The following is an 18,425-nucleotide window of genomic DNA, read 5'->3' on the forward strand; positions in this document are numbered from 1 at the left end:
TTCAATGCGCACGCGGATGGGCGAGGAAAAATCGCACCATTTCCGCGGCGGCATCGGGGCCGGACGGGTCCGTGTAGGAACCGTGCTGACTGCCGCCGGCCCACGCGTGACCCGCGCCATGAATCGACCACGACTCCGCTTCGACGCCGTTCGCCGCGACGTGCCGTTGCTGCGTATATGCACGCTGGCCGCTTGCCACGCCTGATTGCGCGCTGACGGTGGTGGTGCCGGCGTCGAAGGGCGCGAGGATCCCGGCCGCATTCGACGGGTGGACCGTCGAGTCAGCGTCGCCATGAAACACGATCAGCGGACGTTGCGGCGTGCCATGCGTGCGTTTGCGTTGCGCCTTGCCACCCTTCATCGCGCCGAGCGCCGAAGGCAAGTCCTTCGCGCTACCGTAGGCGAGGCCCGAATGCACGCCAGCCGCCGCGTAGAGATCGGGCGACGTCTTCAGCATGATGTCCGCCATCGCGCCGCCCGCCGACAGACCCGCGACATACACGCGCGCCGGATCCACACGATAGCGTCCCATCACCTCTCGCGTGATGCCGGCGATTAGCGACGGCTCGCCCTGGTCGCGTAGTTGATCGACAGGCTTGAACCAGTTCCAGCATTTCGAATGATTGGCCGCTTGCGCCTGATTCGGATACACGACGATGAAGCCATGACGCTCGGCCATTTCGTTCATGCGCGTGCCGGCGGCAAAGTCGTCGGCGTTCTGCGTGCAGCCGTGCAGCATCACGATCAGCGGCAATGGTTCGCTGTTGTAGACAGCCGGCACGTAGAGCTTGTACTGGCGTTGTCCGGCTGCGTTGCTGAACATGTGCGTGCTGAAGGTGCCCGGCGTGTCGGCGTCGAGAGTCGGCGCGGCAGGGGCGTGCGGCGCGGGGCGCGCCTGGGCCTGCGTTTGGGTTTGCATCTGCGTCCACGCTTGCGCCCATTCGCTGGCATTCGACGGCGTGTTCGGTGTTTGTACGTGGTCCGCGCGGGTCTCGTTCGCTTTGCCGCCCGAGAGCGCGCGCTGAACCGCCGCAGTGGCTTCCTGCGGGCCCTTCGTGCGCAATAGCTCGAAGGCATCTGTCATCGATTTCAGGAAATCTTCGTTCATCTTCATGATGGTTCGCATTGACCTGTGTGGGGCGTGGGTGAGCGAGTCGACTGATGAGTCACTGCTTCAGCCACGGCAATGAGGCGAGCGTCGCGCCTAGCTGATGCGGCCGGCAAGCGCTGCCTTGACCGCGGGCGACGCGTGAAAGGCGCCAAGGACCACCACCGATGCAATCGTGGCCGCCGCGAGTTCCGGCGGCACATCGGCTGCGATGCTGGCGAGGCCGAGCACATGAATGTCGAGTTGTTCGTGCGCGGCCTGAGCCGCCTCGAGATCCTGCCGCGAGAAGTGCTGCATGCCGAGCACCATGGCGCGCCGGGTCACCGTCTCCGTGACGACCTGGGCATGCACCGCGAGCTGATTGCGGATCGCCGTGCGGATCAGGTCGGTGCGGTTCGAGTAAAAGCCTTCTTCGACCAGTAGATCGATCTGGCCGAGGTCGATCGGGCCCAGGTTGATGGTGATTTTTTCGGTCTCGCCGCCTTTGGGGCGGGAGGTGGCAACGAGGTTGAGTTTGGGCATTTGCACTCCGCTAGGCATCTGGAGGCCATCCAATTAACATCCAGTGGGATGGTTATACGCCTCTTGGCGGGATGCGGTCAATGGGGAAATTGGGGGTTCGTTCGGGGTTCCGGACGGTGAGAAGCGCCTGGCAGGGGTATCGGCGCGAACAGCATCCAACGAGTACGCGAGTCTGTTTTCAGGTCTGCGCGGCCCATTGTCAGGATCTATTGTTCGTGACGGAGTGAACCTGGCAGCAGACCTTTGTCGCGCTGCGGAGTTATTTCGATCGATCACCTCGACGCAACCAATGAATTGCCTTGTTGGGACAAGGCTCCGCCGAGTTGCTCGGCGGTCGTTTCCATCATTGGGGGTATCGGCAACCGCGTCCGGCGCACGATACCCTGCGGCGTAACCAACTTACATCAGCACGATATCGTACTGCTCCTGGCTCAGATTCGACTCCACCTGCAGTGACACCGGCTTGCCAATAAAATCAATCAGCATCGCCAGATGCTGCGACTCTTCCTCGAGAAACAGATCGATCACCTGCTGCGACGCCACCACGCGAAACTCGCGCGGATTGAACTGCCGTGACTCACGCAGAATCTCCCGCAGCACGTCGTAACACACCGTGCGCGGCGTCTTGACCTGCCCCTTCCCCTGACAAACCGGACAAGGCTCGCACAGCACATGCGCCAGAGACTCACGCGTACGCTTGCGCGTCATCTCGACAAGCCCGAGCTGCGAGAACCCATTCACCGTGACACGCGTGCGATCGCGCGACAAAGCCTTCTTCAATTCGCCGAGCACCTGATCGCGATGCTCGACGTTTTCCATATCGATGAAGTCGATAATGATCACGCCGCCCAGATTGCGCAGACGTAATTGCCGCGCAATGGTGTGCGCGGCTTCGAGGTTGGTCTTGAAGATCGTATCGTCGAAGTTGCGCGCGCCGACGTAACCGCCGGTGTTCACGTCGATAGTCGTCATCGCTTCGGTCTGGTCGATCACGAGATAGCCGCCCGACTTCAGATCCACGCGGCGCGACAACGCGCGCTGAATTTCCGCCTCGATGTTGTACAGGTCGAAGAGCGGCCGCTCGCCGGTGTAGTGATGCAGTTTCGATGACACGGCCGGCGTGAACTCGGCCGCGAAATCGGCCAGCATCTGATACGTCTCGCGTGAGTCGACCTGAATGCGCGAGCTTTCATCGTTGACGAAATCGCGTAGCACGCGTTGCGCAAGATTCAGATCCTGATACAGCAGGCTCGTCGGCGGCATACGCTGCCCTTGCGAGAGAATCGTCGCCCACGTCTTGCGCAAATACGCGACGTCGCCGGCCAGCTCTTCGCTGGTCGCATCTTCCGCGATGGTGCGCACGATGTAGCCGCCTTTCTCGTCGGCGGGCAGCACGGCGGTCAGACGCGCGCGCACGGCTTCACGTTCGGCTTCGCTTTCGATCTTCTGCGAGATGCCGATGTGCGGCTCCTGCGGCAGATACACGAGCGTGCGCCCGGCAATGCTCACTTGCGTGGACAGGCGCGCACCCTTGGTGCCGATCGGATCCTTCACGACCTGCACCATCAGCGTCTGGCCTTCGAAGACGATTTTTTCGATTGGCTGATGCGGCGTCTGATGCTGCGGTTCGCCGGCAATGCGCGGATGCCAGATGTCGGCCACATGAAGGAACGCGGCGCGTTCGAGACCGATGTCGATGAACGCGGATTGCATGCCCGGCAACACGCGTACGACCTTGCCGAGATAGACGTTGCCGACGCGGCCACGCGACAGTGTTCGCTCGACGTGAAGTTCCTGGACGGCGCCTTGCTGGACCAGCGCGACGCGCGTTTCCTGCGGCGTGACATTGATCAGGATTTCTTCATTCATGGTGTTATTTTAGAAGTCGATGCGCGCTGCACGCAGGAGGGCAGCACATTCAAAAAGCGGCAAACCCATGATACCTGAATAGGACCCGTCGATATGCTCGATAAACTCCGCGGCGCGCCCCTGCACACCATACGCGCCCGCCTTGCCGAGAGGCTCGCCGCTCGCCGCATAGCGGCGGATGGCGTCTGCGTGCAGTGCAGCAAAACGCACCTTCGACACGGATAGCGCGGCCGGCAGCAACGCGCCCTCGGCATCGACCACGGCCACGGCCGTCAGCACTTCGTGGTCGCGGCCGGCGAGTCGCTCGAGCATTGCGACGGCGTCGTCGGCATCGACGGGCTTGCCGAGAATCGCGTCGTCGATCGTGACGGTTGTATCCGCAACCAGAATCGGCCGCGCGACGTGGCCGCCGGCGACGAGGCGCGCGCGTGCCGCATGCGCCTTGGCGACGCACACACGCTGCACATAGTCGTGCGCGCGCTCGCCGGGCAGCTCGGCTTCGAGCGCTTCGGCATCTTCATCAGGGCGCGGCAGCAGCAGCTCGAAACGCACGCCGAGCTGTTGCAGCAGTTCCTGGCGGCGCGGACTTTGCGAAGCGAGATAGACAAACGGATGCAGCGAAGCGGCAGACGTGGACATGTACAGGTCTCGATGAAGCGGATTGTATGAGGGTTCGGCGGGCGTCCCGGTCGAATGTCGATCAGTGCGGTTGGGGAAGCCTTGGACGTGAGCATCACAACGCGTACTACGCGCGTGCCGTTGTGCACGCCAACCTGCACGTCACACAGCGCCGGCAATGCGACCCAAAAAGCACGGCAACAGGGCGCGATTCAAGGCGCGACCACAAGGCGCAACATGAAGTCGCAACCGGCAACCGGCAACCGGCAACCGGCAACCGGCGCCGCAGTCGCGCTTCCAGCCACCGCCTCGCTCACTCACACGCGATGATAGGGATGATTTTGCGTGATGGTCCACGCGCGGTAAAGCTGTTCGGCAAGCAGCACGCGGACCATCGCGTGCGGCAAAGTGAGGCTGGAGACGCGCAGCAGCATATCGGCGCGCGCTTTCAGATCGGGGTCGAGCCCGTCGGCGCCGCCGATCAGGAATGCCACGTCGCGGCCGTCCTGCTGCCAGCCGGGCAGGGCGCCGGCGAGCTGCATGGTGGTCCAGTCCTTGCCGCGTTCATCGAGCGCGACAATGCGCGCGTTCTTCGGCAACGCGGCTTCAATTCTCAACCGCTCGGCGGCCATTACGCTTTCCGCCGGCCGTCCCGACGAACGCTGCTCGGGTTTGATTTCGCGCAACTCGATGCGCAGCTCGGGCGGCATGCGCTTCGCGTATTCGTCGAAGCCGATGGCGATCCAGTCCGGCATCTTGTGGCCGACGGCGAGAATATGCAGTTTCATGACGGATCGAATCGCGAATTTAATTGCGGACCAGGACAGTGTGCGTCGCCCAAAGGCCGCCTACTTACTTGCGACGTGCAGCCGTCTTGCGCGCGGGCTTCTTCACCACCGGCGCTGCTTCGTCTTCGTCCTCGTCTTCATCGGGTTCGCTCGAACGCGCGCCGCCGAACGGGTCCGGCGTGGACAGCTTGATGCGCACCGGCTTGTCGCCCCAGATTTCCTCGAGGTTGTAGTACTGGCGCAGGGCCGGTTGCAGGATGTGCACGATCGCGTCGCCGCAATCCACCAGCACCCATTCGCCGATGTCCTCGCCCTCGGTGCTGATGATGTCGCCGCCGGCTTCCTTGACGCTCTCGCGCACGCTCGAAGCGAGTGCCTTGGTCTGGCGGTTGGAGGTGCCGCTCGCGACGATCACGCGATCGAACAGCGCGGTCAGGTGGCTGGTGTTGAACACCTTGATGTCTTGCGCCTTGACGTCTTCGAGAGCGTCGACGATCACGCGTTGCAGTTTGCGAATATCCATGGATTTACCGGTGGTACAGATGATGTTGAAGAATATAGTCCCACACCGCAGTGGGGACATGGCTCGCCGCCTGGTCTTGCTGTTCACCGCCCGCGAGGGCGAGCCGCTGGCTCACCTGCTCGCGCAGATGCGCGCGAATGTCGGTGGCCGAAACGTTGAACGCAAGCGTCGTATCGATCAGCAAGTGGCCGCAGGGCGTGGCTTGCAGAACGTCGGCGCGGGCACGGCGCGCGTCGATTTCTTTTGCGACCACGGGAGGAATCGACGCGAGGTCGAAACCGGGCCGCGTGGCCGCGCAAATATGCGCAAAGTCGAACAGGCGCCGCCAGTCGCGCCATGTGTCGAGATGCACCAGTTGATCCGCGCCGATCAGGAGCGCAATCGAGGCGTCCTCACCTTCGCGTTCACGCCAGCGTTGCAGCGTGTCGATCGTGTAAGTCGGGCCGTCGTGATCGATTTCGTCGGTCGCGACGCGCACGGTCGCGCCCGGCAGCACCAGTTCGCTCGCCGCCGCGCGCGTCATGGCCAGGCGATGCACGGCCGGCGAGACGTCCGATTTCTGCCAAGGCTGGCCGGCCGGCAACAGCACGAGTTCGGTCAGTTGCAGCACGTGCGCGAAACGCCGCGCGAGCGCGAGGTGGCCGTCGTGGATCGGATCGAAAGTGCCGCCGAGCAGTCCGATCCGGCGAGGCAGGGCAACAGGATGAGCGTTCGGCTTCAGGTGAAGATCCTTTGTCGTGACGATGCGCGGCGCGGTGCGGGCCAGAGCCTCACACCCACTCGCGCGGCACGAGAAAATCGCTATAAAGACGCGCTTCCGGCGTGCCCGGCTCGGGCTGCCAGTTGTAGCGCCAGTTCACCACAGGCGGCATGGACATCAGGATCGATTCCGTGCGCCCGCCGCTCTGCAGCCCGAACAGTGTGCCACGGTCGAAGACCAGATTGAACTCGACGTAACGCCCGCGCCGGTACGCCTGGAAATCGCGCTCAGCTTGACCGTACGGAATGTTGCGGCGCTTTTCGATGATCGGCAGGTACGCTCTGAGGAACGCGTCGCCGACACTCCTGAGCATCGCGAACGATTGATCGAAGCCCGGCGCCGAGAAATCGTCGAAGAAAATCCCGCCGATGCCGCGCGCTTCGTTGCGGTGCTTGAGGAAGAAATACTCGTCGCACCAGCGCTTGAAACTCGGGTAGAGGTCCGCCCCATAAGGTTGCAGCGCGTCGCGGCAAGTGCGATGGAAATGCTGCGCGTCTTCCTCGTAACCGTAGTACGGCGTGAGATCCATGCCGCCGCCGAACCAGAACACCGGCTCTTCGCCGGCCTTGGTCGCGATCAGTAGACGCACGTTCATATGCACGGTCGGGCAATGCGGATTGTGCGGGTGCAGCACGAGCGACAGGCCCATCGCTTCGAAACCACGGCCGGCCAGTTGCGGACGCGCGGCACTCGCCGAACCCGGTAAAGCGTCGCCCGCGACGTCCGAGAAACCAATGCCGGCCCGTTCGAAAAAGTTGCCACCTTCGAGAATTCGCGTGCAGCCGCCACCGCGCAGCTTCTCGCCCGGCGCGCGCTGCCATGCGTCGGTGGCGAACGGCGTGCCGTCGAACGCGCCGAGCGTGTCCGCGATATGCGTTTGCAGGCCTTGCAGCCAGCTGCGCACGGCCTGTGCGTCGTAGCTCGAATCGGTCATGAATGCAGATGCTGAGGGCGGCACGCTCGTCGTGCCGCGGGTTCTTCGTGAAGGGCGATGGCCGGGCCCGCGTCAGGGCGGAACCTGCGAAGGCGCGGTCGTACAGTTTTTCGCGGCGGGGCGGGTACTGCCGCTCCGGTCAGGCCACGTCGGGCCTGCATCGGCCCACATGTGGCGGTGGGCGTGGTGACCGAGGTGAAACCGGCCGCGAAAACCCGCAGTGTAGCGCCGTTGACGCCGCACGCGGGCGAGTGGGGGTTATGGCTTAGTGCTTGCCTTCGGTCTTGGCGTCGTGCTTGCGGTTCAATGCACGGTAGCCGATGTCGCGGCGATACTGCATGCCGTCGAACGAGATCTGGTTGATCGTTTCGTACGCGACCGACTGCGCGCTGCGCACCGAATCCGCCAGGCCGACCACGCACAGCACGCGGCCACCCGAGGTGGTCAGCTTGCCGTCCGCCAACGTGGTGCCGGCGTGGAAAGTGACCGAATCCGCGGTTTCAGCCGGAATGTCGTTGATGCGGTCACCCTTGCGCGGCGTGTCCGGATAGTTGTAGGCGGCGAGCACGACGCCTAGCGCGGTGCGGCGATCCCACTCCAGTTCCACCGTATCGAGCGTGCCGGCGATGGCCTGCTCGACCACCTTCGAATAGTCGCCCTTCAGACGCGCCATGATCGGCTGCGTTTCGGGGTCGCCCATGCGGCAGTTGAATTCGAGCGTTTTCGGGTTGCCTTGCGCGTCGATCATCAGACCCGCGTACAGGAAACCGGTGTAGCGGATGCCTTCTTTCTCCATGCCGCGCACCGTCGGCAGGATGATTTCGCGCATCACGCGGGCATGCAGTTGCGGCGTGACGATCGGCGCGGGCGAGTAGGCGCCCATGCCGCCCGTGTTCGGGCCCTGGTCGCTGTCGAGCAGGCGCTTGTGGTCCTGGCTCGAAGCGAGCGGCAGCACATGCTTGCCGTCGACCATCACGATGAAGCTCGCTTCCTCGCCGGCGAGGAACTCCTCGATCACGACACGCGCGCCGGCATCGCCGAGCTTGTTGTCGGACAGCATCATATCGACCGCGGCGTGCGCTTCTTCCAGCGTTTGCGCGACCACCACGCCCTTGCCCGCGGCGAGGCCGTCGGCCTTGATGACGATCGGCGCGCCCTTGGCGTCGAGGTACGCGTGCGCGGCGGCGACGTCGGCGAAGGTTTCATATTCGGCCGTCGGGATCGCGTGGCGCTTCATGAACGCCTTGGCGAAGTCCTTCGAGCTTTCGAGCTGGGCGGCTTCCTTGGTCGGCCCGAAAATCTTCAGACCGCGCGAGCGGAACAGATTGACGATGCCGGCCGCGAGCGGCGCTTCCGGCCCGACCAGCGTGAAGGCGATCTGTTCTTTTTCGACGAAATCGGCGAGCGCAGCCGGCTCGGTGATGTCGACGTTGCGCAGACGCTCGTCCTGGGCGGTGCCGCCGTTGCCTGGAGCCACGTAGACGAGCTGAACCCGCGGCGATTGCGCGAGCTTCCATGCGAGCGCATGTTCGCGACCGCCGGAACCGACGACGAGTAACTTCATTTGAATCCCCGAGACTTAAAAACCATAAACGGCTGACGCAGCACGCTCAGCCGTGGAATGACAACAAGGTCTGCATTGAGCCCGCAGCAGCCGTTGGCGGCGCGCAGGGCACAGTGCGAACCCGGGTCGAAGCGCGGTGCGGAACCACACTCACGCCCGCTCAGCAGCAACGCGAGGGCCAACCGGCGGCGCGGGCGTGGTTCGATGCAAATGCACGCGCCACGCGCTGCCGGGGCACGCTCATTCGTCGGCGATCGCGGCGTTTGTATAGACTTCCTGCACGTCGTCCAGATTCTCCAGCGCGTCCAGCAGCTTCTGCATTTTGACCGCGTCGTCGCCGGTGAACTCGACTTCCGTCTGAGGTTTCATCGTCACCTCGGCCAGTTCGGCCTTGAAGCCCGCAGCTTCCAGCGCGGACTTCACCTTCGGAAAATCGTTCGGCGGGCACAGCACTTCGATACTGCCGTCTTCATTCGTGACGACGTCGTCGGCGCCGGCTTCGAGCGCGGCTTCCATCAGCTTGTCTTCCGGCGTGCCGGGCGCGAACAGGAACTGGCCGACGTGATCGAACATGAACGACACCGAGCCGTCCGTGCCCATGTTGCCGCCGTTCTTCGAGAACGCGTGACGCACTTCCGCCACCGTGCGCGTGCGGTTGTCGGTCATGGTGTCGACGATCACCGCCGCGCCGCCGATGCCGTAGCCTTCGTAGCGGATTTCTTCGTAGCTTGCGCCGTCCACGCCACCCACGCCACGCTGGATCGCGCGGTTGACGTTATCTTTCGGCATGTTGGCGTCGTACGCCTTTTCGACGGCGAGCCGCAGGCGCGGGTTCGAGTCGATGTCGCCGCCGCCCATGCGCGCCGCGACCTGAATTTCCTTGATGAGCCGCGTCCAGACCTTGCCGCGCTTGGCGTCGGCCGCTGCTTTCTTATGCTTGATGTTGGCCCATTTCGAATGACCCGCCATACCTTTCTCCATCGCGCGCGCCAGTGGGGCGCACGCATTGTGCAATTGTCGTTGCGATGCCGGGCGCTTGCGCGTGTTTGCGCGTGTTTGCGCGCGTTTGCGTATTGTGCGCCTCGATGTCAAACCGTCCGCTGCCTGACTGTCCAGCTCAACTGCTCGTGGCTACCGCCTGTGACCAACCGTCCGGAACCAGGCGTTTCGAGTCCGATCACGCCCAGCCGGGCCCGGCTAGCGGGACCGCGGATCGGCAGCGCGATTGGGACGGGGCGGTGCGGCTGGCACGCGGCAAATGCCGCGCCGGCCTGCCAGGCCCCGCGAAAGGCGCGGTGCGCCAGGCGGTGGTGCGAGTTGAGCCGCTCTTTGAGCGGATTCGAATTTTATCACGCCGCAGGGGTGCGGCAGAGGACGAGATAGCGGCAAACGCTGCGAAAAGTGCGCAACGGCGGCGTCTGATGCACGCCGTCACGCAGTTTTCAGGCCGCTTTCAGTTTTTCGTGCCGAACAGGCGGTCGCCGGCGTCGCCGAGACCCGGCACGATGTAGGCGTGCTCATTCAGATGCGAATCGAGCGAGGCGACATACAGCTTGACGTCCGGATGGGCGTCCTGGAACACCTGCACGCCTTCGGGCGCGGCGACCAGCGCGAGGAACATGATGTTCTCGCCGGCCACGTTGCGGCGCTTGAGCACGTCGACCGCGTGCACGGCGGAGTAGCCGGTCGCGACCATCGGATCGCACAGAATGAACACGCGGTCTTCGAGGTCGGGCAGGCGCACCAGATATTCGACCGGCCGGTGGTCCTCGGCGCGATACACGCCGATGTGGCCCACCCGCGCCGACGGCACCAGTTCCAGCAGGCCGTCCGACATGCCGATGCCGGCCCGCAGCACCGGCACGATCGCCAGCTTCTTGCCGGCGATCACCGGCGCGTCGATCTCGACGAGCGGCGTGGTGAGGCGGCGCGTGGTCATGGGCAGATTGCGGGTGATTTCGTAGCCCATCAGCAGCGTGATTTCACGCAGCAGTTCGCGGAACGTGCGAGTCGAGGTATCCCGGTCGCGCATATGCGACAGCTTGTGCTGGATCAGCGGGTGATCGAGGATGAAGAGATTGGGAAAACGGCTGTCCTGGGTCATGGCGGGTGCGCACGGGGCGGCTAGAGGGATCGGTTCGGCGCGCCGCGCGGCCGGTGAGCCGGCTGGCTGGCGGACGCGCCACGGCGCAAGTTTACCGAAAGAGTGCCGCCCGAAGATACCGGAGATTGCAGCGGGCCGGCGCAGTCCGGCACCGATTCTTCTAGAATCGGAGAAACTTTGCCGCGAGAGGGCATCCAGAGCCGTCGCTTCGCGCCGGACGCCCAGACGAAGAGAACCTGGGGCGGCCAGGCGTTTTCTCACGAGGCACACTTTCACGAGGAGAACACTGATGGACATGGGAATCGCAGGACGCACCGCGCTGGTCTGCGCGGCCAGCAAGGGATTGGGGCGCGGCTGCGCGGAAGCGCTTGCCGCCGAAGGCGTCAACCTGACGATCGTCGCGCGCACCGCCGAGGCGCTGGAGGCGACCGCGGCGGAGATTCGCAAGCAAAGCGGCGTCGAAGTGAAGACGGTGGCCTGCGACATCACCACGCCGGAAGGCCGAGCCGCGGCGCTCGCCGCCTGTCCGCAGCCGGACATTCTGGTCAACAACGCGGGCGGCCCGCCGCCGGGCGACTTCCGCGACTTCACGCATGAAGACTGGATCCGCGCGCTCGAAAGCAACATGCTCACGCCGATCGAGCTGATTCGCGCGACCATCGACTCGATGAGCGCGAACGGTTATGGGCGCATCGTCAACATCACGAGTTCGGCGGTGAAGGCGCCGATCGACGTGCTCGGGTTGTCCAACGGCGCGCGCTCGGGGCTGACCGGCTTCGTCGCGGGACTCGCGCGCAAGGTCGCGCCCACCGGTGTGACCATCAACAATCTGCTGCCGGGACTGTTCGACACCGACCGCATCGGCGTCACCTTCGCGGCGCAAGCCAAGGCGCAAAACATTTCCGTCGACGAAGCCCGCAAGCAGCGCACGAAGTCGATCCCCGCCGGCCGTTTCGGCACCCGCGAGGAATTCGGCGCTGCCTGCGCGTTCCTGTGCAGCGTGCACGCCGGCTATATCACCGGACAGAACTTGCTGATCGACGGCGGCACGTATCCCGGCACGTTCTGAACGGCACGTCCTAAAGCATCACCACAACAACGACAATCACAACGGTTTCAGGAGTCTTACGTCATGACCACCCGCATCGCGCTGATCGCGCACGATCATAAAAAGGACGATATCGTCAAACTGGCGGGCGAATACGTCGACACGCTCAGGCGCTGCGACATCGTGGCGACCGGCACGACCGGCGGCCGGATCGCCGACGCGCACGGCCTCACGGTCGAGCGGATGTTGTCCGGCCCGCACGGCGGCGACCTGCAGATCGGCGCGCAACTCGCGGAAGGGCGCGTGGACATGGTGATCTTTCTGCGCGACCCGATGACGCCGCAGCCGCACGAGCCGGACATCAACGCGCTGGTCCGCGCGTGCGACGTGCACAACATCCCATGCGCGACCAACATTTCGACGGCGCGCATGGTGCTCGACTCGCTGACCTTGCGCCTCACGCAACAGATTTGAGCTCGCGCTCCCGACCCGATCAAGCGACACCCAACCTCAAGGAGACATGATGGTCAAAGCAATCCGATTCGATAAAACCGGCGGCCCCGAAGTGATGAAGTGGGTCGACGTCGAAGTCGGTGAGCCGGGCGCGGGCGAGATCCGTGTCAGGCAGACGGCGGTCGGGCTGAACTATATCGACGTGTACTTCCGCAAGGGTCTGTATCCGTTGCCGTTGCCGGGCGGTCTCGGCATGGAGGCGGCCGGCGAAGTGACGGCGCTCGGCTCGGGCGTGACCGGCCTCAAGGTGGGCGATCGCATCGCCTACGTGGGGCGCCCGCCTGGCGCGTACGCGCAGGAGCGCGTGCTGCCGGCCGCGCAGGTCGTGAAGGTGCCCGACGCCCTGAGCGACGAGCAGGCCGCCTCGGTGATGCTGCAAGGCCTGACCGCGCAATATCTGCTGCGCCGCACGTACCCCGTGAAAGCCGGCGACACGATCCTGATTCAGGCCGCCGCGGGCGGCGTGGGTCTGCTGGTGTGCCAGTGGGCGAAGGCGCTCGGCGCGACGGTGATCGGCACGGTCGGCTCGGATGAAAAAGCGGAGATTGCCACGGCGCACGGCTGCGATCACGCGATCGTCTACACGCGCGAGAACTTCACCAAGCGCGTGCGCGAGATCACCAACGGCGCGGGCGTGCCGGTGGTGTACGACTCGATCGGCAAAGACACGTTTACGGCCTCGCTCGATTGCCTGGCGCCGCTCGGCATGTTCGTGAGCTTCGGCAATGCGTCGGGGCCGTTGCCGCCGATCGATTCGTCGGAATTCGCCGGACGTGGTTCGCTGTACTTCACGCGCCCGACGCTCTTTACCTACATCGCCAAACGCAGCGACTACGAGGCGATGTCCACCGAATTGTTCGACGTGCTGGTGTCGGGCAAGGTCAAGACGAGCATTAATCAGCGTTATGCGCTGGCGGATGTCGGGAAAGCGCACGCGGACCTCGAAGGGCGGCGCACGACGGGCTCGACGGTGCTGCTGCCGTAACGCCCATGACATGAGCGCGACGGCAGCCGTCGTATAAAAACCGCGCTTGTTCGAGGCCGCGCCAAGGCCCTGGCCGAACCGGCGCGGCATGCCGCAAAACCACGCCCAGCAAGCACAAGGCCGTTCCATCGCAGGATGGAACGGCCTTGTCCGTTTACGCGATTTTTATATACGCCACCCCATCTTTGACCAGCCCTTTACACGGTTCGGCATAACGTTGCGGCTATCCAAAGTCCGTGAATGGAGACCAAAAATGGATGTGCTGTATGTCGGGGGGCTGGTGCTGTTTTCCGCGCTGACCTTCGCTTTGATTATCGGCTGCGAGAAGTTGATGCAGTTTCGCCGTGGGCAGGGAGCGCGCTCATGAACTGGATTCTCTGGTTGTCCGGCGCGGCGACCGCGCTGCTGTTTGTGTATCTGGTCTATGCGCTGTTGCGCGCGGAGGACATTGAATGAACTCGAACAATGTCCTGCAAGCGGGCCTCTTCATCGTCGTGCTGCTGGCAGCCGCGGTGCCGATGTCCCGCTATCTGAGCGCCGTGATGGACGGCAGCTCGCGCGTGGTCCGCTTCGGCGGTCCCGTCGAACGTTTTCTGTATCGCATCGCGGGCGTCGATTCGTCGACGGAAATGAGCTGGAAGCACTACGCGATCGCCACGATCGCGTTCAACGTGCTCGGCGTGGCGTTCCTTTACGTGTTGTTGCGCGTGCAAGGCTGGCTGCCGGCCAATCCGCAGCAGTTCGGCCCGATGACGGTCGACGGCGCGTTCAACACGGCCGTCAGTTTCGTGTCGAACACGAACTGGCAAGACTACTCGCCTGAGCAAACCGTCAGCTATCTGACGCAGATGCTCGGCTTCACCGTGCAGAACTTCCTTTCGGCGGCCACCGGCATCGTGGTGGTGATCGCGCTGATTCGCGGCTTCGCGCGTCACACCGCGCAAACCATCGGCAACTTCTGGGTCGATATCACGCGCGTGACGCTCTATGTCTTGCTGCCGATGTCGGTCATCGTCGCGGCTCTGTTGATGAGCCAGGGCGTGGTGCAGAACTTCAAGGCCTATGAGGATGTGCCGACGCTGCAAACCACCACGTACGCCGCGCCGAAGCTCGACGCGCAAGGCAATCCGGTGAAGGACGCCAAGGGCAACCCGGTCACGGTCGATACGCCGGTGAAAACGCAGACGCTCGCGATGGGCCCGGTTGCTTCGCAGGAAGCGATCAAGATGCTCGGCACCAATGGTGGCGGCTTCTTTAACGGCAACTCTGCGCATCCGTATGAAAACCCGACGCCGTTCTCGAACTTCCTGCAGTTGCTCTCGATCTTGATCATCCCCGCGGCGCTGGCGCTGGTGTTCGGCCGCATGATCGCCGACCGCAAGCAGGGCGTGGCCGTGCTCGCCACCATGACGATCGCGTTTGCGGTCTGCGTGTTCGGCGAGATCAGCTCGGAGCAGGGCGGCAATCCGGCCATCGCCGCATTGCATGTCGACCAGTCGGCCAATTCGCTGCAGTCGGGCGGCAATGCGGAAGGCAAGGAAACGCGCTTCGGCATCGCGCAGTCGGGCATCTTCACGGTTGCGACCACCGCGGCTTCGTGCGGCGCGGTCGCCAACACGCATGACTCGCTGACGCCGATCGGCGGGCTCTATCCGATGCTGCTGATGCAACTCGGCGAAGTGATCTTCGGCGGCGTGGGTTCCGGTATGTACGGGATGCTCGTGTTCGCGATGCTGGCCGTGTTCGTGGCGGGGCTGATGATTGGCCGCACGCCGGAATACGTCGGCAAGAAGATCGAAGCGTACGAGATGAAGATGGTGTCGATCGTCGTGCTGCTTACGCCGCTGCTGGTGCTGGTCGGCACGTCGATCGCGGTGTTGAGCGACGCGGGCAAGGCGGGCATCGCCAACCCCGGCGCGCATGGTTTCTCCGAAATCCTCTACGCGTTCAGTTCAGCCGCCAATAACAACGGCAGCGCGTTCGCGGGCCTCACCGTGAGCACGCCGTTCTACAACTGGCTCACGGCGATCGCGATGTGGTTCGGCCGCTTCGGCACGATCATTCCGGTGCTCGCGATTGCCGGTTCGCTGGCCGCGAAAAAGCGCATCGGCGTGACGGGCGGCACGCTGCCCACGCACGGACCGCTGTTCGTCGTGCTGTTGCTCGGCACGGTGCTGCTGGTCGGCGCGCTGACTTATGTGCCTGCGCTCGCGCTCGGTCCTGGTGTCGAACATCTGATCATGATGGGCGCCCATTAAGGCGGCCCTTGCGAACCCATGACTGAACAGGCGCAAACGGGAAATTCGAGGATTCAATGACTGAACATAATGCAACCCGGTCCATGTTCGACCCGGCGCTAGTGCGTCCGGCGATCGTGGACTCCTTCAAGAAGCTCACGCCGCGCACGCAGTTCCGCAATCCGGTGATGTTCTGCGTGTACGTGGGCAGCATTCTCACGACCATTCTCTGGATCGCCGCGCTCGGCGGCCAGGCCGAGGCGCCCGCGGGCTTCATTCTCGCGGTCACCTTGTGGCTGTGGTTCACGGTGCTGTTCGCCAACTTCGCGGAAGCGCTCGCCGAGGGCCGTTCGAAGGCCCAGGCGGCGTCGCTGCGCAGCGCGAAGAAAGACGTGATGGCCAAGAAGCTCAATGAGCCGCATCCGAAGTCGCCGATCCGCATTCTGACGGCTTCCGATCTGCGCAAGGGCGACGTGGTGCTGGTCGAAACCGGCGACGTAATCCCGGCCGACGGCGAAGTGATCGACGGTGTCGCGTCGGTCGACGAATCGGCGATCACGGGCGAATCCGCGCCGGTGATCCGCGAGTCGGGCGGCGACTTTTCGTCGGTGACGGGCGGCACGCGCGTGCTGTCGGACTGGATCGTGGTGCGCGTCACGGCGAATCCGGGCGAAGCGTTCCTCGACCGCATGATCGCGATGGTCGAAGGCGCGAAGCGTCAGAAGACACCGAATGAAATCGCGCTGACGATTCTGCTGGTCGCCTTGACGATTGTGATGCTGCTCGCCACCGCCACGCTGCTGCCGTTCTCGATGTTTTCAGTCGAAGCTGCGAAATCTGGGCACGTGGTGGCGATCACCGCGTTGGTCGCGCTGCTGGTGTGTCTGATTCCGACCACGATCGGCGGCCTGTTGTCGGCAATCGGCGTGGCGGGTATGAGCCGCATGATGCAGGCGAACGTGATCGCCACGTCGGGCCGTGCCGTGGAAGCCGCCGGCGACGTCGACGTGCTGTTGCTCGACAAGACCGGCACCATCACACTCGGCAATCGCCAGGCTTCGCAATTCGTGCCGGCGCCGGGCTTGACGGAAGAAGCGCTCGCGGATGCCGCGCAACTGTCGTCGCTTGCCGACGAAACGCCGGAAGGCCGCAGTATCGTCGTGCTGGCGAAGCAGCGCTTCAACATCCGTCAACGCGATATGGCCTCACTGCATGCGACGTTCCTCGCGTTCACCGCGCAAACGCGCATGAGCGGCGTCGATCTGCCGGGCCGTGAGATTCGCAAGGGCGCGGCCGATGCGGTCAAGAACTACGTCGAGGCCAACGGCGGCCGTTTCCCCAACGAAGTCAGCAACGCCGTCGCCGAAGTCGCCCGGCGCGGCAGCACGCCGCTGGTGGTCGCCGAGAAGGGCGAGCAGGGCGCGCGCGTGCTCGGCGTGATCGAGTTGAAGGACGTCGTGAAGGGCGGCATCAAGGAACGTTTCGCCGAACTGCGCAAGATGGGTATCAAGACCATCATGGTGACGGGCGACAACCGCCTGACCGCGGCGGCGATTGCCGCCGAAGCCGGCGTCGACGATTTCCTCGCCGAAGCCACGCCGGAAGCAAAGTTGGCCACGATCCGCGCGCACCAGGCCGAAGGGCGCCTCGTGGCGATGACCGGCGACGGCACCAACGACGCCCCGGCGCTCGCGCAGGCCGACGTCGCGGTGGCGATGAACACCGGCACGCAAGCCGCGAAGGAAGCGGGCAACATGGTCGACCTCGATTCGAATCCGACCAAGCTGATCGAGATCGTCGAGATCGGCAAGCAGATGCTGATGACGCGCGGTTCGCTCACCACGTTCTCGATTGCCAACGACGTCGCCAAATACTTCGCGATCATTCCGGCCGCGTTCGCCACGACCTATCCGGCACTGAACGCGCTGAACGTGATGCATCTGGCCACGCCGGCCTCGGCCATCATGTCGGCGGTGATTTTCAACGCGCTGATCATCGTTTTGCTGATTCCGCTGGCGCTCAAGGGCGTGCGTTATCGCGCGCTGGGCGCGGCGATCCTGCTGCGCCGCAATCTGCTGATCTACGGTTTGGGCGGGATCATCGTGCCGTTCATCGGCATCAAGCTGATCGATATGGTGCTGGCCGCATTCGGTTGGGTCTAAGCGCTAGTTCAAGAGGAATTATTCATCATGAAAAATCTGTTCCGTCCGTTGATCGTGATCTTCGCGGTGCTCACCGCCGTCACCGGACTTGCCTATCCCGCGGTGATGACCGCCGTCGGTCAGGCGGCCTTCAACGATCAGGCCAACGGCAGCATGCTCGAGCAGGACGGCAAGGTGGTCGGTTCTAAGCTGATCGGCCAGCAGTTCGATGCGCCGCAATACTTCTGGGGCCGCCTGTCGGCCACCAGCCCGATGCCGTACAACGCACAGGGTTCGAGCGGTTCGAATCTCGGCCCGACCAACCCGGCGTTGCTCGACGAAATCAAAGGCCGTATCGACGCGCTGAAGGCAGCCGGCACGGATATGTCGAAGCCGGTGCCGGTCGATCTGGTGACGTCGTCGGGCAGCGGTCTCGATCCCGAGATCAGCCCGGCGGCTGCGGCTTATCAGATCGAGCGCGTCGCCAAGGCACGCAAGCTCGCAGCGAACGACGTGCAGGCGCTGGTGGATCGCTATACGAGCGGCCGTCAGTTCGGCATTCTGGGTGAGCCGCGTGTGAACGTGCTGGAACTGAATCTGGCGCTGGACGAGATGAAGCACGGTTGATCGACGAAACGCGGCAGCGCTTCGCTTCGCAAAGGCGGCGTCCGCGCGACTCCGCCTTTGCCTTTTGACGGCGCGACGATAGGT

Annotated in this window: 19 protein-coding genes; 8 read left to right on the plus strand and 11 right to left on the minus strand. The window is 64.0% G+C overall.

The annotated features are described in order from the left end of the window. Position 1 precedes the first annotated feature (1 nt). From PQR32_RS21355 to upp, 11 genes are all read right to left on the minus strand, one after another. Positions 2–1,114, minus strand: coding sequence for an extracellular catalytic domain type 1 short-chain-length polyhydroxyalkanoate depolymerase (locus PQR32_RS21355; RefSeq protein WP_408231308.1), 1,113 nt, complete (start codon positions 1,112–1,114; stop codon positions 2–4). A 90-nt stretch (positions 1,115–1,204) separates the two neighbouring features. After that, the gene (locus PQR32_RS21360) at positions 1,205–1,630 is read right to left on the minus strand and encodes a ribbon-helix-helix domain-containing protein (protein ID WP_408231311.1); all 426 of its coding nucleotides are present in this window, start codon (positions 1,628–1,630) and stop codon (positions 1,205–1,207) included. Positions 1,631–2,029: 399 nt separating this feature from the next. Continuing rightward, positions 2,030–3,499 carry a ribonuclease G gene (gene rng / locus PQR32_RS21365; RefSeq protein ID WP_012432329.1) on the minus strand — a complete coding sequence of 490 codons (1,470 nt, stop codon included), beginning with the start codon at positions 3,497–3,499 and terminating at the stop codon, positions 2,030–2,032. A gap of 9 nt (positions 3,500–3,508) precedes the next feature. Beyond that, a complete protein-coding gene (locus PQR32_RS21370; protein ID WP_408231314.1) occupies positions 3,509–4,138 on the minus strand; it encodes a Maf family protein in 630 nt (209 codons plus the stop codon). Between the two features lie 296 nt (positions 4,139–4,434). Continuing rightward, on the minus strand, positions 4,435–4,905 hold the full coding sequence (gene rlmH / locus PQR32_RS21375; protein WP_408231317.1) for a 23S rRNA (pseudouridine(1915)-N(3))-methyltransferase RlmH: 471 nt from the start codon (positions 4,903–4,905) through the stop codon (positions 4,435–4,437). Positions 4,906–4,969: 64 nt separating this feature from the next. Then, a complete protein-coding gene (gene rsfS, locus PQR32_RS21380; protein WP_408231320.1) occupies positions 4,970–5,428 on the minus strand; it encodes a ribosome silencing factor in 459 nt (152 codons plus the stop codon). Positions 5,429–5,432: 4 nt separating this feature from the next. Then, entirely contained in the window at positions 5,433–6,149 is a 717-nt protein-coding gene (locus PQR32_RS21385; protein ID WP_408231444.1) for a nicotinate-nucleotide adenylyltransferase, read from the minus strand. Positions 6,150–6,198: 49 nt separating this feature from the next. Then, positions 6,199–7,122 (minus strand): oxygen-dependent coproporphyrinogen oxidase, encoded by a 924-nt coding sequence (gene hemF / locus PQR32_RS21390; RefSeq protein WP_408231323.1) that lies wholly within the window; start codon positions 7,120–7,122, stop codon positions 6,199–6,201. Between the two features lie 265 nt (positions 7,123–7,387). Then, positions 7,388–8,686 (minus strand): phosphoribosylamine--glycine ligase, encoded by a 1,299-nt coding sequence (gene purD, locus PQR32_RS21395; RefSeq protein WP_408231326.1) that lies wholly within the window; start codon positions 8,684–8,686, stop codon positions 7,388–7,390. Between the two features lie 240 nt (positions 8,687–8,926). Beyond that, entirely contained in the window at positions 8,927–9,655 is a 729-nt protein-coding gene (locus tag PQR32_RS21400; RefSeq protein ID WP_408178029.1) for a YebC/PmpR family DNA-binding transcriptional regulator, read from the minus strand. A gap of 484 nt (positions 9,656–10,139) precedes the next feature. Next, on the minus strand, positions 10,140–10,790 hold the full coding sequence (gene upp / locus PQR32_RS21405; RefSeq protein WP_012432337.1) for a uracil phosphoribosyltransferase: 651 nt from the start codon (positions 10,788–10,790) through the stop codon (positions 10,140–10,142). Positions 10,791–11,079: 289 nt separating this feature from the next. On the opposite strand from upp, the gene PQR32_RS21410 reads away from it, so the two are divergent. The 8 genes from PQR32_RS21410 to kdpC all read left to right on the plus strand — a co-directional run bounded on the left by PQR32_RS21410 (position 11,080) and on the right by kdpC (position 18,341). Then, on the plus strand, positions 11,080–11,859 hold the full coding sequence (locus PQR32_RS21410; RefSeq protein ID WP_408231329.1) for an SDR family oxidoreductase: 780 nt from the start codon (positions 11,080–11,082) through the stop codon (positions 11,857–11,859). A gap of 63 nt (positions 11,860–11,922) precedes the next feature. Further along, positions 11,923–12,312, plus strand: a complete 390-nt coding sequence (locus PQR32_RS21415; RefSeq protein WP_408214467.1) for a methylglyoxal synthase — start codon at positions 11,923–11,925, stop codon at positions 12,310–12,312. Between the two features lie 49 nt (positions 12,313–12,361). Next, positions 12,362–13,336, plus strand: a complete 975-nt coding sequence (locus tag PQR32_RS21420) for a quinone oxidoreductase family protein (RefSeq protein ID WP_408231332.1) — start codon at positions 12,362–12,364, stop codon at positions 13,334–13,336. A gap of 253 nt (positions 13,337–13,589) precedes the next feature. Continuing rightward, positions 13,590–13,703, plus strand: a complete 114-nt coding sequence (locus tag PQR32_RS21425) for a potassium ABC transporter ATPase (RefSeq protein WP_132375289.1) — start codon at positions 13,590–13,592, stop codon at positions 13,701–13,703. After that, positions 13,700–13,792: a K(+)-transporting ATPase subunit F gene (gene kdpF / locus PQR32_RS21430; RefSeq protein ID WP_011487462.1), complete on the plus strand. Its 93-nt coding sequence runs from the start codon at positions 13,700–13,702 to the stop codon at positions 13,790–13,792. The genes PQR32_RS21425 and kdpF overlap by 4 nt, the downstream gene beginning before the upstream one ends. Beyond that, positions 13,789–15,594, plus strand: coding sequence for a potassium-transporting ATPase subunit KdpA (gene kdpA / locus PQR32_RS21435; protein ID WP_408231335.1), 1,806 nt, complete (start codon positions 13,789–13,791; stop codon positions 15,592–15,594). The genes kdpF and kdpA overlap by 4 nt, the downstream gene beginning before the upstream one ends. 56 nt (positions 15,595–15,650) lie before the next feature. Continuing rightward, a complete protein-coding gene (gene kdpB / locus PQR32_RS21440; RefSeq protein ID WP_408231338.1) occupies positions 15,651–17,735 on the plus strand; it encodes a potassium-transporting ATPase subunit KdpB in 2,085 nt (694 codons plus the stop codon). A gap of 27 nt (positions 17,736–17,762) precedes the next feature. Continuing rightward, entirely contained in the window at positions 17,763–18,341 is a 579-nt protein-coding gene (kdpC, locus tag PQR32_RS21445; protein WP_408231341.1) for a potassium-transporting ATPase subunit KdpC, read from the plus strand. The last annotated feature ends 84 nt before the right edge of the window (positions 18,342–18,425 follow it).

The sequence above is a fragment of the Paraburkholderia dipogonis genome, from assembly GCF_046027395.1.
In the GTDB taxonomy this organism is placed as follows: domain Bacteria; phylum Pseudomonadota; class Gammaproteobacteria; order Burkholderiales; family Burkholderiaceae; genus Paraburkholderia; species Paraburkholderia dipogonis_A.